Here is a 13,266-nt window from a genome sequence, read left to right as displayed (position 1 = left end):
ATATTCTCCTTTTTTATCCTGTTATTCGAGATTTAGTTCCTACTGCCCGTGAGCTGATTTCATCGAAAGTTCTTTCTTCGATCTGCGCAACAAGAAACTCATATGTTCTCGTACCAACCTCGGCTGATACTTCCCAATCGGGATATTTACTTAACATACAACCCATTAAGCTCACAACTGGTGCGGAACTACTGCCGCTCCGGGTAATATCAATGTTAAACGTCGCGTCCTTCCAAGCGGTTGGTTGTTCTAAATATTTTTCTTTAACTACTTTTAACAGCTCGTCTAAAGCTGTTGATACGAAGCTTAATTCTAATGACACCGTTCCGGAGTGATCATTAGAGAACGAGTAAACAGTGCTACCGGTCACGTCAGTTGTTTTTGTAATATTAGCCTTCTCGCGCTGTACCGTTAACCTGCCTAAATAACTTTGACTACCACCGAGCGTTACTGTAAGAGGTGTTCCGCGGTCGGTTGTAATAACTATTATATAATCTAATAAAGAATAATGTTTTACTTGCGGGGTCGCCATATTAATTTCCTCCTATTACTAGGCCTTTCAATTCGATGGACCTAATTTGTTGTTCAATAGCCACATATAAGTATGCGCCTGTATACACGCGTTGCGCATAATCGTCGTTAGTAACAGGTAAAGTTAATAATTTATAGCCATAATGAAGAGATTCCCCTGTTTCAATTACCTGATAGTTAATCCCTTCCCGCGTTAAAACACGGGAGATAGGTGATTTAAAACCAAGATCTAATAAACGATTGCGAGTAAAAAGATCCATTACGGCTGCCACTTCTGCATATATGACGGCATATAATTCTTGTGAAAAACGGATCTTATTTAACACGAGCCGTGCAAGAGCTTCCGTTACCAGTTGTTCTATTACGATCATAAAATATTCCGTTAATATTCTGGTGCCACCAGCTGTTATACCACCCATTAATAAAGGGCGTCGCTCATTGGCATTTAATATTAATTCTACAACCGCGTTGTAATTAGCGCTGCGATCATAGCCTTTGACTCCTTTTACGTTACCTACCCAAGGAGTATATTCAACATCGTTGATCTCTTCGGTACCATTGAATAAAATAGAAGATAAATACGCCATAATTAGCGCGGATTCATAAACAGCAGGAGAACCTGTTCCCTCTTCCGCCGATTTCACCCACACCAAATTGGTGTCAGTAGTAGCAGAAGTAGGTTCTTTCTCACAAGTAATGTACAAGATTTTACGATCTACCTCGTCCTCGTTACCTTCTACTTGTTTTGCTAAAGCCTTGACAAGCGTTTCATTCGTGAAGAAATCGTGCCACGCAAGATCAACTCCGCCACTTCTTTGCCACAAAAGCTGTATCTGTATTATATTAGTGGGCAGCGCCTCTTGTTCCGCGGACCCTAAAACAATATTTTTAAAATCACTCACGAGAGAGTTTATTTCTGGTAATTCGTCCCCGACATATATTCGTTTGAATACTGCTTGAGCGATGCCACCTCCGTGATTAGTAAAACTAGTCGCCCAGGTTTTTATTTCTTTGATAATATTTTCCGAACCCGTCATGTCTTCCGTTGCTGTTTCGTAAGTAACCCATTCCTTGTCATCTATGCTGGCATTTTCTTTATGGAATATCACGCACGCGGTCGCTTCACGATTAGTAAAGGACCTGCTCGTTACGGGGAGTTCGTTAATTATATTAACTTTTACTATATCAGTAATTTTCATGGGACCTCCTTCTATATAAATATATTATAAACTATTATCTTTTCTTTTAACAGCATAAACAGAATTATTGTTCACCTTCAACCCATTTTCCGCTTTCATCGAAGTATCCGTATATGCCCAAAATCTCCAAAAGCCGCTCTTCTCTTGTCATGTCTCGCGGTTCTTCACTAAAGTGAATTGTTATTAACGTTTCTTTTTCTTTCATATCAATACACAAAGTACAGCGTGTTAGGATCCTTTTCCGCAATGGCATCGTATTGCGCTTCCGTTCCGTGCCATATATTTAAAACGCTATTTAAAGAGTTGCTTTTTTTAAACGGGATCCCCTCATCCAGTGCATCTATTTTAGGATCAATGGTATTGTCCAAAGCAGTGATAAATCTTGAAACAGACATTTTTTCTGCTTCGCTGGCGTTTTTGTCGCTCCTTACATTTACACCGGTTTTATTCTCTATAAACTCCGCGAGCGTGTGCGATGCAAGCGTCGTTTGTCGTAGCACCCCGTTTAAAATATCAGAAAAAGCTACCGCCTGCTTCGTTATTATTTTCTTGGTACCGGTAAATTCTGCGTCCACTATAGTATTATAACTAGTGGGCGACGCGTCCGTGTCATTTTCGAATTTAATAAAATAATTTGTTGCCATATTTTCCTCCTTTAATTATTCTAAACTGGTTTCACCGCGATCATATTTTTTGTCGCCATCATATTTAGATGCTTCAATATCATAAACCAGGGCATCACTATTAACAACTCTATAGGTATAAACTATACCCAAAACAGGTATATTATAAAAACCATTAGTAAATAATGTTTGATCAGTTTCATTAAATAAATAAGAAGCGCCCCCCGTACTTTTTATTAAAGATAATGTGCACGTGGCGGGTTGAGTACCGATCCCGCTCTCATCACCGGTCATTGTTTGGATAACTAATTTCATACCTGCGCCTAGTTCTATATTATTAAAAATCTCTTCCACTCTTTGTTTTGACCCGTCAAACAACCGCTTGCGAGTGGCGAATAATAAAAGGCGCAACTGGTGTGCGAGTGATAAGCGACCCGCTACAGGATGGATATCACCGATGTTATAAAAAGAACATATTGACAATATGAATTTATAATGTTCATAATCCTCGTCGTAGAGATATTTTGGTTCAGCGCTCTCGTAATCGGTTTTTCTATCGCTGTCATTTTTTATCCAGTCAAGATAATCAATTAACAACATTTGAATATCAAAAGGTACAAGGCGCGCTCTTATCCAGTTTTTTCGTAAATTATCCAATAACTCCCAGTGGAACTGCCACTCGTGCCAGAGTGTAGTACCCTCGTTTAATAAATAACCAGGTAAAAAACGAACAAAATAGTCTTGTTCAAAATCATCTAAATACTCTTTATATTTTTCCCACATTTACTATTCGTCCCACTCTATTGTTATAGAATTATTCGTATCTTCAATATACCAATAACCGTATTTAACATCTGTTCCTCCGACTATAGATATGCCGCCCCCTATGGCGTCGTCGTCAATTACATAGGCATTTGGTACTCTATCATAAGATTCAACAGCCGTGCGCAGCTCGGTCATATTAATTGGTTGATTTATAATATATTTTAATGAAAGTTGTTTTATGGCATCTTTTATATGTTTTTCCAATGCCGCTTTCGCCCCTGGATCGAGCGCGGCGTAATTGTTACCAGCTTTTAAATTAATAGTAATCTCAGGATCATGCCGCGTGGCTATTTTATAACGCACGTGCTCTTTGATGTCTGCGTATTCAGAATGAGCGGGTAATTCTTTTCTGATATAACTGGGATCGTCCTCAAACCCGCTCCCAGTTTTTTGCATCGTACTAATACCTACGGTGATTAACCGCTGTAATATTTTAGCGACACTCAGAGAAGTGCTCTCCCCTCCTAAATCAACCCCCAAGTGAGGCTGTAAGATAATGAGAATATCATGCTGAGGGACAGTCACGGTACGAGGGGTTGGTTCATTTGCCGCAGTCAGGCCTTTTACGTTCAGAGCGGTTCCTCCTGATTTTGTCGAGTTAATAACCATCGAATCTTTAATAACCCCAGGCATTTCTTTTCTTAACGTTGTCATAATTGACTCGCTCAAGGTTAAAGAACCCTCGGCAATAAGTTCACGGTAACGGTTCCTAAACGCGTCGTCGTCTTCTTCATAACCCCCAAGACGCCCAACAATGGGTAAATTATCGGGATCTATCAATATATCATCGGTTTTATAAGTACCGTCAACATACAAATGTTTAAATGTAGTTCCCGCGGTTATAGTATGAGGCCCTAAATTGTCGCACTCTACCGCGAATTGATATATCTCAGTGTCGTCATCTTCGTCTACTAATTGTTCTATTTCACCGGAAGAAATCCAGGGGATACCGTCCAGATCTGTTAGCACCCATCTGCTGTTTGTTAATTCATCGGGATCGATGATACCCGCCGGTAATCTTACCGTTAGCGGCGATATTTTTGTTGTATTGTTTTCCATTCTTTTTAAACCGCTCACGAAAGAAATGAGGCTTTCCAAGTGACCCCCGCGAGCGCTATTTAACTCAAAAGCCTTTTCGATATCATACATCGTCCCAGTGACCGAACTCAACAATTCTGCAAAAAAGAAAAGTTCCCGTCTCTGAAAAGATTCGGAGCTCATGTCTATTTCTGCACCATATATTGCGCTCAGGTTATCGTAAAGCATTCTAAGGATGTCTTCCTTGTTTTTAACAAACAAGTTACCTTCTTCGTACCTTATTAGATTTCTATCGTTTGCCATAAAGTATCTCCTTCTTGCGTTATAATCTCTACTCTGCACTCGTAGGCCAGTTTTTCATTAACATTACTTTCAAAAGTGTTAATTCTGTTGACCCCAGGTATTTGCAGAATTAATTCAGTTAATAATAGATCAACGTCTGCTTGTCTTTTTTTAAACCACGAAGGGGCCCCATAGTAAGCCAATTCCGGTAATTCCGATTCGGCGAATGATAATTCTCCGCGCTGCGTCAAGAGCACGTCAACCAAGCGCGCCTCGACCGCTTCCTTGGTGTTTTTACTATAGTCATTTGAAAATCTTCCACTTGTGCTATATTCAGGAGAAATAGATTCATACACGAAGTCGGAAGAAAGATCTCTGGTATATGAGTTCGGTTTACCCTTTAACCAGTCAATAAAACTGTTTTCATCTTTGAGAACAAAAACGTGACCCTCATAATCCTTATCTTCGTCATTGATAGCTGATAATATCTTAATTCTTTTTTCTATTATTAGTTTTCGTACTCTCATAACTCTCCTTTATATTATTATAACATATTATCCTTGCAAAGATAACGCCTTTTCTAAATCTTTGTTTGTCATTAATATATCTACTATCACGCAGGATTTATCAATGCCTCGGGTTGAGCGGTTTGATTTGTAATTGTTTGGCTCAGATTTTGTAATATTAGTACTATTTATATAAAATTCATAATAAGGGCGCATTTCTTCATCAAAATAAACAATATAAACAAGCACGCTTCCTGTATCTGACAAGAGCTCCCCCCAATAGGAATATGACTCAAGCAATTGTCTACCAATAAAAAATTCAGTAATTTTCATCGGCGGTGTCTGTATGTTTTTCATTTTTCGCTCTTTGCCCTCATTTACCAGATCATTAATATTACGAGAGGGTATAGGGTATAATACTAATCTTTTACCTTCTTTTTTTAACAGCGCCAACGATGCAAAAGCTTCGTTACGTTTGCTCTTAACATGAGTGGCTTCGGTTAGCCGCCGGTCATCGCGTTTGAGGGTTTTTTTGTCCATGATTCTCATAATTTAATTTTCTCCATATATTTGATTTGTCGCAGTAAATCTATTGTATTTGCTGTAAGAACGAGCCCGACAAGAGACGGTAAAACGATTAGGGTAATTTTCCAACGAATAGCGCACCTCGGTAATTAGATATTGGTGTGAGGGATCCCAAGCCCATACAAAGGCGCTATCGTTACCCATCGTTGAAACCCATTTATTATCTAATCTTACCAACCGACCTGGGACCAATGAGTCATGATAAACATGATTGAAAGATATTTCTAAATCAGAAATTGTGGGAGCGTCCAACAAACCTGTTTCCGGTCCTATATTCAGCGCTCTTATTGGTTCATTGCTAGAAAAAATACTAAATAGTCCGTCGCTGTTGTTTTCAGAAGCGGTTAATTTATAGTCAAACCACGCGGGTGTATTTGCCCCTATCGGCTTACGCTCGTTTACTAAAGTAACCAAGTCTTCTATTATTTCGACCGGTGATTTATGGGCATTATAAGATTCTTTGATGTGAATTTTTTCTAAATCTTTATCTAAACCGTTACGCAGGTTTATTTTTTCACCGTAATGTATATAAATCGAATCCTCTAACACCGCTAGCGCCTCTTTAATAGCCCACCCGTTCATACTCGAATGCATTGTTATTGGAACCACCATGTTCGCTAAAATATCGCTCGCGCGGGTGAGACATATAAACTCTACCTCGCGCTCGACAGCGCTCGATTTACCGACGTTCACCATCCGTATTTCGCCGTTAAAAACAATTGTCGCTTTTTTGTTTTTTTCTTCTATCTGCACTCGGATGTAACGATAACCTCGTGATAATGCATCCGCCAGTAGAGCATAATTGATGTTATGTAATTTAATTACAAAATTATCCTGTTGGATACCTATAAACTTGCTGCCCCCTGCGGTTATTTTTGAACCTCTAAAAGCTACACTATTATAATATTTATCAAAAAGAACTACTACTAATTCTCGTTTTAAATATGCGCTGCGTTCATCGTATGTCATTTTTAATTAGTTAATTTCCTATCTAAAGTTATTGCCCGTGACTCATTAACCCAAAGTTGCAAACGCTCTTTTATTTTTTGCCAATACACTGGGTGAATCCAAATAAAATTCATATACATCAGATAAGTACTATAATTAAGCAGAAATCTAAACCCGTGCGTAGAAAATGTCGCATTGTACAAATATCCAAGAGAATCATCACCTAACAAATTAACCACCGTGCCCCACTTGTCTTCTTTCACAGGTCTTAAAAAACTCCAACCCTTTTCTTGCGCGCGAACAGCCTTCGACTCTTCATCCAAAACATAATGAGAACCCCCGCTGACAAAAAACTTATCACCGGAGAATTTTTTTTTCATTAATTCGGCCGCAGGATGAGGGTGTCTTCCGTACGCTTCTTTTTTTGATAATAAAGTATCACCTTTATCAGAAGAGAAGAAAAGCCATATTTTATACCCACCTACAAGATAATCCCTCGGGGTATTGTGCGTGCCTACTCTTTCTGTTTCCTTTCTGGCAGAAAAATTAAATACTATATGAGGATGGGCATCAATAAAGTTTTCTCCGGTTCTGTCCAAATAAGAAGTTAATGTGTTTTTTGTTGTAGTAACGGTTATATTTACTGGTTTGTCCCAACTTTGATCATGAGCTATTTTTAAATCAGCTTCACCATTTTCATTAGCCTTTACCATATATCTTTTCAATTCATAATCAACATTATAAGCTCCGCTTTTTTCTAAAGGAGCACCGATTATCGCCCTCGCATGAGAAGGTAATTTATAAACCATATTAGCTATTGCTCGTTGTATATCTTCTTGACTGCTGGATTTTGGTTCAACGAATTTAATATCTGCCGTTACTTGACTATTAGTTAATGTTTTTTGATCGGATGAATCTGTTTCATCTTTTAGATCAAAAAAAGGATTTTCAAACATCAAAACTTCTTCAAAGTTCAACGAAACCCGCAACGCATCAATATTCTCTTGGCTATAATTAATTTGTTTCAATATATAGTTACGATATATCATTTTCCCATTCTGTGCATATATGTCTAAAAAGATTGCTTCGTCACGCAAGTATTCTAATAACTGTTGAATAACAACAGTACGAGGAACGGTTTGAGAAAGTGTTGAAAAACCCTGCCCCTTTTTCCCACGTGTCTGAGTAGGGTTAATATACGGTTTACGCTCACCGCGAGCAAAATGGTGTTCACCGATTAAACCTTCTATCCGTAAGGAGCCCGGTTCACGTGACACATTTGTCATGCGCTGGCTTCCATCCAAAACAGGCTGCGTAGTAGTATTAATATTTTTTGAAAAAGAAAACCCCGAAATAACATCTAATAAGAATTCGTTATCGCTTAATCCGAATCGATTTTTATCAAACGATTCGTTTTTTATTTTAAATAATGCCACATAAACTTGACTCATAATTATCTCCTAATTCACCATTCCGTATTGATTCGACCATAAATCATTACTTATCTGATTATATTGATTTACCACCTGATGAGTATTATTAGTGTTAGCAGTGCTAACAGTATAAGAAGTAGTATTTTCACTGCGATCCGGTAATTTTATACCAATCCATCCAAGCCACTTCTTAAACATATTATAAACAGCGTTGTTTAGTTGATCAATAAAATTCAAAACCTCAGTTACTAATTGTATCACCCAGCTCACGACTGCGATAACTGGTTTTAATAATTCTCGTGTCATCTCCAGTTGCCGCACCAGTATTTTTATCAACGGGACTATCATATTTAAAATATTCCCTATCAAGGGCATAAGATCTTCTAAAACACCAAAAACAGTATCTATCAACGGGGCAACTGCGTCGACGATTTGTTCAACCGCACCGCTTTCGCCGAGCATTTGCGTTAATTTGTCACCGAGCATATCACGCATCGTTGATAATTTTACTGCAAACTCTTGCCATTTTAAAAACATTCCTTCAGAAGCTCGGTTGCTTTGTTCGATAGAATTGATATGCTCTTCTCGTAGCTGCTGGAACATTTCCATTTGGCTTGCCGTAATTTTACCACTCTGAATATCGCTGAGACTAATACCCAACGTATCTAATGCTCGCTGCGTCGCCGCGCTTTCGCTAGCGGACTGACCGGTGCGCTGCATCATATCCATCGTATTTTTGTCGGTAAACAGACTATTATGAGAAATTGCACTTAAACTGCGCGTTTCAACATGTTCCATTATTTTCATGAAAGCTTCAATTGCTTGAACTGCTACTCCGATAACTGCGCTTAGTTTTTTAAAACCGGCGCGCATCGCGGCTAATTTTTTAGTCGTTTCGCTCGTTTCTTTTAACAGACCTTCGCTTTTTAACTTTTGTCTTTCTTCTGACCCAATATCTACTTTTTTGTCTTTACTTTTAGCTTTTTTTGATTTTTTAAAACCGTCCTCAATACCTTTGACGACAGTCTCTGCTATATCCTTGCGTAGCGCCGCGAGGGCGGCGGCAGGAAGCTTTATAATAATATCACGATCTATTTTTTTGTTTGCCATAATTCCTCTTTATATTATTATAACATATTATTGTTTCATTTTTGATAGAGACCGTAACTTTCCTAATTCGGTGACTGCTGCAATTTCTACCAAGTACAAAAAATCTTCTATATCATAATCCTTAAGATTTTTTAAAGTTTCATATTTATTAATAATCAAAAATTCAAACAAAGTATGATAGGACATGTTTTGGTTTCTTAATTCGCCATGCGCTCCAGCCGACGATAACGCATTCATTTGATTAAAAATATTATTTATTCGCTGGAACGCGGTAAAAAAGAATCAAGCAAATTAAGAATCTGCGGAATAATTGCTGGATCTGTGAAAGATGGAGCCAGGGCATCCACAATGCTCGTGCCGCTTAACTTGTCGTAAGCAGCAACCCAGACCCCTCCTATTTCAGCTTCAACCCAACTAAATAATTCTTCATAACTCTTTGATATGGCGTCAAAATCATCGCTCTCTAAACCTTTACCGTAAACGGTTAAAAAGGCCATTACTTGGGGAGCTTTTAACTGTTTTAACCGCACTTTTACACCGTTAATCGTTGTTGTTTTTTGTTCCATTCTGTTTTCCTCCTGCTATTTTTTTAATTTTTATAACAAACCGCGAGCGTGGTTTGTCATTACCTTTGCTTAATTTATTGGTTAAATAAGCAAATGAGCTATCTTCTTGTTTTACTTCTTTTTCTTGTTCTGCTTCTTTTTTAATTAATATATTTAGTTTTTGTCGCGCGTCTTTTAAAACTTTCTCCATCTCTTCTAAAGTTTTAAATTCTTTTAACAAAGGTAAAAACTTTTTACTAAAAGGAATAAATAGTTCTTTCCACCATTTACTGTACTCAGCCATGATAATACTATAGTTATTGGAGTCCTCTTTTTCTTCGCTTTTATCGTTGTCTGCTTTTTGTTTCAATTCTTTTAAATTGGGAATTGATTTTTCGAATTTTTTAAGGTTTTCATCAACTTCAATAGCTGAAGCCGCTTCTTTACCGCGCATTTTTCCTAAATCTTCGGTCATTTTTCGACCCCATGATTCTAACTTGCTTTTTAATTTTCCTATATAAGAAGTTGCAACTCTTGCGGTACTATGAATACTTCTAAACTCATCTGGCATATATTATTTCCACCCTTCTTTGTTTTCTTTAATTATTTCCTCGCGGGCGAGCGTATCTTCCGTAGTGCTCAGCTCCTGCTTCATTATTTTTTCGGATTGCTCTCGATAATAATTTATATAATCTCGCCGCACTTTTGGCCACCAAAACGGCATCGCTCGTAAAACGGCCTGGGCATGCTTGCAAGCATAGAAAGCGTCCTTTTTTGCCTTATTTGGATCGCGTGGGGCACGGGACTCGCTAACGATACCATAACCCATCTGGTCGGCCTTATACGCAGCGCCCCAGTAGAGGAATGACGGGCAAGTGCAGTAAATACCAACGTCAGTTTCGTTCAATAAATTAATAACTTCTTTTTTATTACGCGGTGCAAGATTGGCAAAATCAAAAAAGCGTAACTTTAACTGATAGCGTTGTGAACCATCTTGTGAATCACTGCTAAAATGTAAGTCCCGCGGATCGTGGGGATCCATCCCATCGTAATTTATACCACGAATGAATTTCGACCGTGCTTGTTGCTGTTGGGCGTTACGTTCTACGAACGCTCGCAACTGGCGTGCAGTATAGTCGCGGCCTTTGTATTGCGTCCGTCTGCTTAAATCAACAGGTATAAAATAAGGTTCAAAATTAGTGTTTAGTTTAATTTTCATTGTTTTACCTCGCTGATTAATGTGCGAAAATGAAATACTTGAATATTGTAACCTCCGGCCCCGATCGTTAACACTTTTGCTGTTCCTTTGTCACCGTGAATAATACCGTTTAATTCGCCGTTACTACCCACTCTTATTGCGGCAACGTCAATAATATTTCCGACAATGTCTGTCACTTTATTAACAAGCGTTTCATATTTACGGGTTGCTTCTTTTTCTAAAACTTCTCTTATTTTGGTTTCCCAGTTCATTGCGCGTTCGTAAGTTAAGAGACTAACCCAACGTCGCGATAACTTACCGTCCCACGTTTTATAAAACAAACGACGCGCTTTTTGTTTTTCATCATAAGAAAGACCTTTTAATGAGCCTTCCATTTCGCGATACGCTTCTTTGTAACTTTTATATGTATCTAAAACGAAGCCAGTTACGCGCTCTACCCACTCATTCAAAAAATCACGCAGCACTTTTATTTCTGGCAATGCTTTATAATTAGCAATTTTTTGCATCCGTAGCTCATGCCGCGCAAGGGTTTCACGAGCTTCTTTTATCTTGAGATAGGTGCGCATATAATCATCAATTGCCCAATCGTTTCGATCTAAACGGCGCTCATTATAAGGCAGATCTCGTTGTTTCATAACCTCTTCAAAAGCCTGCGGCGAAAGCGCTTTTTCGTATTTTTCTAATAATTTTTCGAGGCGTTTTATTTCTTCTTCCTTTTTAATAATTAACTCTCTAATTTTAATAGTTTCCATTTTATTACCCCTTTCTTTATTCTGTCGGCGGTAATAACTCTTCGCCGTTTTCTTCTTCAGTAGCCGGTTCAGAATCTTTTTCTAAACCTTCTTCTAAACGCATTTGTTCAACCATTTCTTCCGTAACAGAATCACCAATTGCTAACTCGTCGCGCTTATTTCTTATTTCTTCTAAAACCATTGATTTTTTATAAATACCCATATCAAGTGCTGTTTTCCACATCTCAAAATGAGCATTGGTGTTTTCAACTTTTTTGCTTTCGGGTACCGGTAAAGAAGAATTAAATATTACTCTAATTGATTCTGTTTCATAACCCAAATAATCGCATATCCATTTTGAGGCTTTTATAATAGATCCCTCTAATCGCTCATGCCGCAAACTCATCAAATGGTCTTCATATAATAATAAATCGTCAAAAGAATTACCACTCAATCCTGTCTGCTGGTCACCGTATAATAACACTTGCGGCATCGGTATGGCACCTGCTACAAAGCGCGAGTTTGTGTCCATTAGTTGTGATAAAGTCCCGATCGGGCCGCCCTCGTGACGTGAGTAATCATCGTCTTTATCAAGAAACAGTAGCGAGTTAAAAGAACGATAACGATTAATCATCGCTAGTTTATTATCGAGCTCTGCCTCCATCTCCGGGGTTAATTGATCACTCATGTATTGTTTCATACCACCCATTTTAATAATTTCTAATGAGTTCTTAGCGAGCGCACTTGTGATCATATTTTTAATTTTTTCGTCGCGGTTTATTTCGTTAAAGAGTCTCACCCCGTCGGGAATACCCCAACCCATTAACATACGGCTGATTAATTCTGGGGCCGCGCCGTTTGCGAAACGCAGCACACGCGTGTGGTGAAAACGAAATGATCCTGCATCCGTCCTCACCGAATAATACTCGGGTGTATTATAATCAATACTTTTAACGTCCGTTACCATATTGGCTGACGGAAAAACTTGCTGCCAACGGTCAGCTGGCAGCAAGCGAAAGGGTTTGCCTTTTTCTAATTTTTCTAACGGTTTTTCATATTCAGTAACATCTTCTTCTTCGGTTAATAAGCAACAAATTGCTCCACCATAAAGACGTGACCATTTCAAAGCTTGAATGATTGGTTGAATCATTTCGCGCATTTTTGTATTAAATAACGAGTGATCAAAACGAATATTTTGGATAACTATTTTTCCAGTTTCATTTTTTATTTCTAATTTATCTTCTTTCAATTCCGGAACAATTTTCCAACCGGCACGAATCATATCCGTTGCTGGTCGATCAATCGCACGTGCAAATACCCAACTACTCACGTACAGCGCTGTCCATAAATACCAGTTATAGAGCATGCCGTTTATATCATAAGAATCAAAAGAGGAAAAGGCGTCGCTGCGACCAATCATCATCGCCGCGTTGTCGTAGGCGTCTTGTAAACGCCGCATCTTGCCAAGGCTTTTTTCGCTACCCTCTTCTTTCAAGTCTTCGATTTCTTTTTTATAGTGTAATTGGCGAGCAGTAATATATTCTTGATTACTGTCCTGCAAAACTTTGGCAAAATCATCAATAGGCATAGCGAATAAATTGGATGGTTCCATTTTTGCTATTTTTGCGATTTCTTGAATATATTGTTCGTAGTTCATTTTTGCTCCTTATTATTTAATTATAATTCATTTT

17 protein-coding genes are annotated in these 13,266 nt (G+C 38.3%); all 17 read right to left on the bottom strand.

Going from position 1 to position 13,266, the window contains the following annotated elements; all coding sequences use genetic code 11:
• Nucleotides 1–13: 13 nt before the first annotated feature.
• Complete coding sequence (locus M0R38_10225) at nucleotides 14–532, bottom strand: hypothetical protein (protein ID MCK9482119.1); 519 nt, start codon at nucleotides 530–532, stop codon at nucleotides 14–16.
• Between the two features lies 1 nt (nucleotide 533).
• A complete protein-coding gene (locus tag M0R38_10220; protein ID MCK9482118.1) occupies nucleotides 534–1,730 on the bottom strand; it encodes a hypothetical protein in 1,197 nt (398 codons plus the stop codon).
• A gap of 64 nt (nucleotides 1,731–1,794) precedes the next feature.
• Nucleotides 1,795–1,935: a hypothetical protein gene (locus tag M0R38_10215; GenBank protein ID MCK9482117.1), complete on the bottom strand. Its 141-nt coding sequence runs from the start codon at nucleotides 1,933–1,935 to the stop codon at nucleotides 1,795–1,797.
• Between the two features lies 1 nt (nucleotide 1,936).
• On the bottom strand, nucleotides 1,937–2,374 hold the full coding sequence (locus tag M0R38_10210; GenBank protein ID MCK9482116.1) for a hypothetical protein: 438 nt from the start codon (nucleotides 2,372–2,374) through the stop codon (nucleotides 1,937–1,939).
• 15 nt (nucleotides 2,375–2,389) lie between these two features.
• On the bottom strand, nucleotides 2,390–3,136 hold the full coding sequence (locus M0R38_10205) for a hypothetical protein (GenBank protein ID MCK9482115.1): 747 nt from the start codon (nucleotides 3,134–3,136) through the stop codon (nucleotides 2,390–2,392).
• A 3-nt stretch (nucleotides 3,137–3,139) separates the two neighbouring features.
• Nucleotides 3,140–4,519, bottom strand: coding sequence for a hypothetical protein (locus M0R38_10200; protein MCK9482114.1), 1,380 nt, complete (start codon nucleotides 4,517–4,519; stop codon nucleotides 3,140–3,142).
• The gene (locus tag M0R38_10195) at nucleotides 4,498–5,025 is read right to left on the bottom strand and encodes a hypothetical protein (GenBank protein ID MCK9482113.1); all 528 of its coding nucleotides are present in this window, start codon (nucleotides 5,023–5,025) and stop codon (nucleotides 4,498–4,500) included. The genes M0R38_10200 and M0R38_10195 overlap by 22 nt, the downstream gene beginning before the upstream one ends.
• 27 nt (nucleotides 5,026–5,052) lie before the next feature.
• Nucleotides 5,053–5,544: a hypothetical protein gene (locus tag M0R38_10190; protein MCK9482112.1), complete on the bottom strand. Its 492-nt coding sequence runs from the start codon at nucleotides 5,542–5,544 to the stop codon at nucleotides 5,053–5,055.
• A gap of 12 nt (nucleotides 5,545–5,556) precedes the next feature.
• Complete coding sequence (locus tag M0R38_10185) at nucleotides 5,557–6,558, bottom strand: hypothetical protein (protein MCK9482111.1); 1,002 nt, start codon at nucleotides 6,556–6,558, stop codon at nucleotides 5,557–5,559.
• 2 nt (nucleotides 6,559–6,560) lie between these two features.
• Nucleotides 6,561–7,973 (bottom strand): hypothetical protein, encoded by a 1,413-nt coding sequence (locus M0R38_10180; protein MCK9482110.1) that lies wholly within the window; start codon nucleotides 7,971–7,973, stop codon nucleotides 6,561–6,563.
• Between the two features lie 24 nt (nucleotides 7,974–7,997).
• Nucleotides 7,998–9,080: a hypothetical protein gene (locus tag M0R38_10175; GenBank protein ID MCK9482109.1), complete on the bottom strand. Its 1,083-nt coding sequence runs from the start codon at nucleotides 9,078–9,080 to the stop codon at nucleotides 7,998–8,000.
• Nucleotides 9,081–9,107: 27 nt separating this feature from the next.
• Nucleotides 9,108–9,317, bottom strand: a complete 210-nt coding sequence (locus M0R38_10170; GenBank protein MCK9482108.1) for a hypothetical protein — start codon at nucleotides 9,315–9,317, stop codon at nucleotides 9,108–9,110.
• Between the two features lie 17 nt (nucleotides 9,318–9,334).
• Nucleotides 9,335–9,646 carry a hypothetical protein gene (locus M0R38_10165; GenBank protein ID MCK9482107.1) on the bottom strand — a complete coding sequence of 104 codons (312 nt, stop codon included), beginning with the start codon at nucleotides 9,644–9,646 and terminating at the stop codon, nucleotides 9,335–9,337.
• Nucleotides 9,621–10,196: a hypothetical protein gene (locus M0R38_10160; GenBank protein ID MCK9482106.1), complete on the bottom strand. Its 576-nt coding sequence runs from the start codon at nucleotides 10,194–10,196 to the stop codon at nucleotides 9,621–9,623. Before M0R38_10160 ends, M0R38_10165 begins: the two co-directional genes overlap by 26 nt.
• Nucleotides 10,197–10,199: 3 nt before the next feature.
• Nucleotides 10,200–10,844, bottom strand: coding sequence for a hypothetical protein (locus tag M0R38_10155; GenBank protein MCK9482105.1), 645 nt, complete (start codon nucleotides 10,842–10,844; stop codon nucleotides 10,200–10,202).
• Nucleotides 10,841–11,596: a hypothetical protein gene (locus M0R38_10150; protein ID MCK9482104.1), complete on the bottom strand. Its 756-nt coding sequence runs from the start codon at nucleotides 11,594–11,596 to the stop codon at nucleotides 10,841–10,843. Before M0R38_10150 ends, M0R38_10155 begins: the two co-directional genes overlap by 4 nt.
• A gap of 16 nt (nucleotides 11,597–11,612) precedes the next feature.
• Nucleotides 11,613–13,232 carry a DUF1073 domain-containing protein gene (locus M0R38_10145; GenBank protein ID MCK9482103.1) on the bottom strand — a complete coding sequence of 540 codons (1,620 nt, stop codon included), beginning with the start codon at nucleotides 13,230–13,232 and terminating at the stop codon, nucleotides 11,613–11,615.
• Nucleotides 13,233–13,266: the final 34 nt, after the last annotated feature.

Source organism: Bacteroidia bacterium (genome assembly GCA_023228875.1).
GTDB lineage: Bacteria > Bacteroidota > Bacteroidia > NS11-12g > UBA955 > JALOAG01.
The sequence above is the reverse complement of the archived record's forward strand: the minus strand, read 5'-3'. Positions and strand labels throughout refer to the sequence as shown.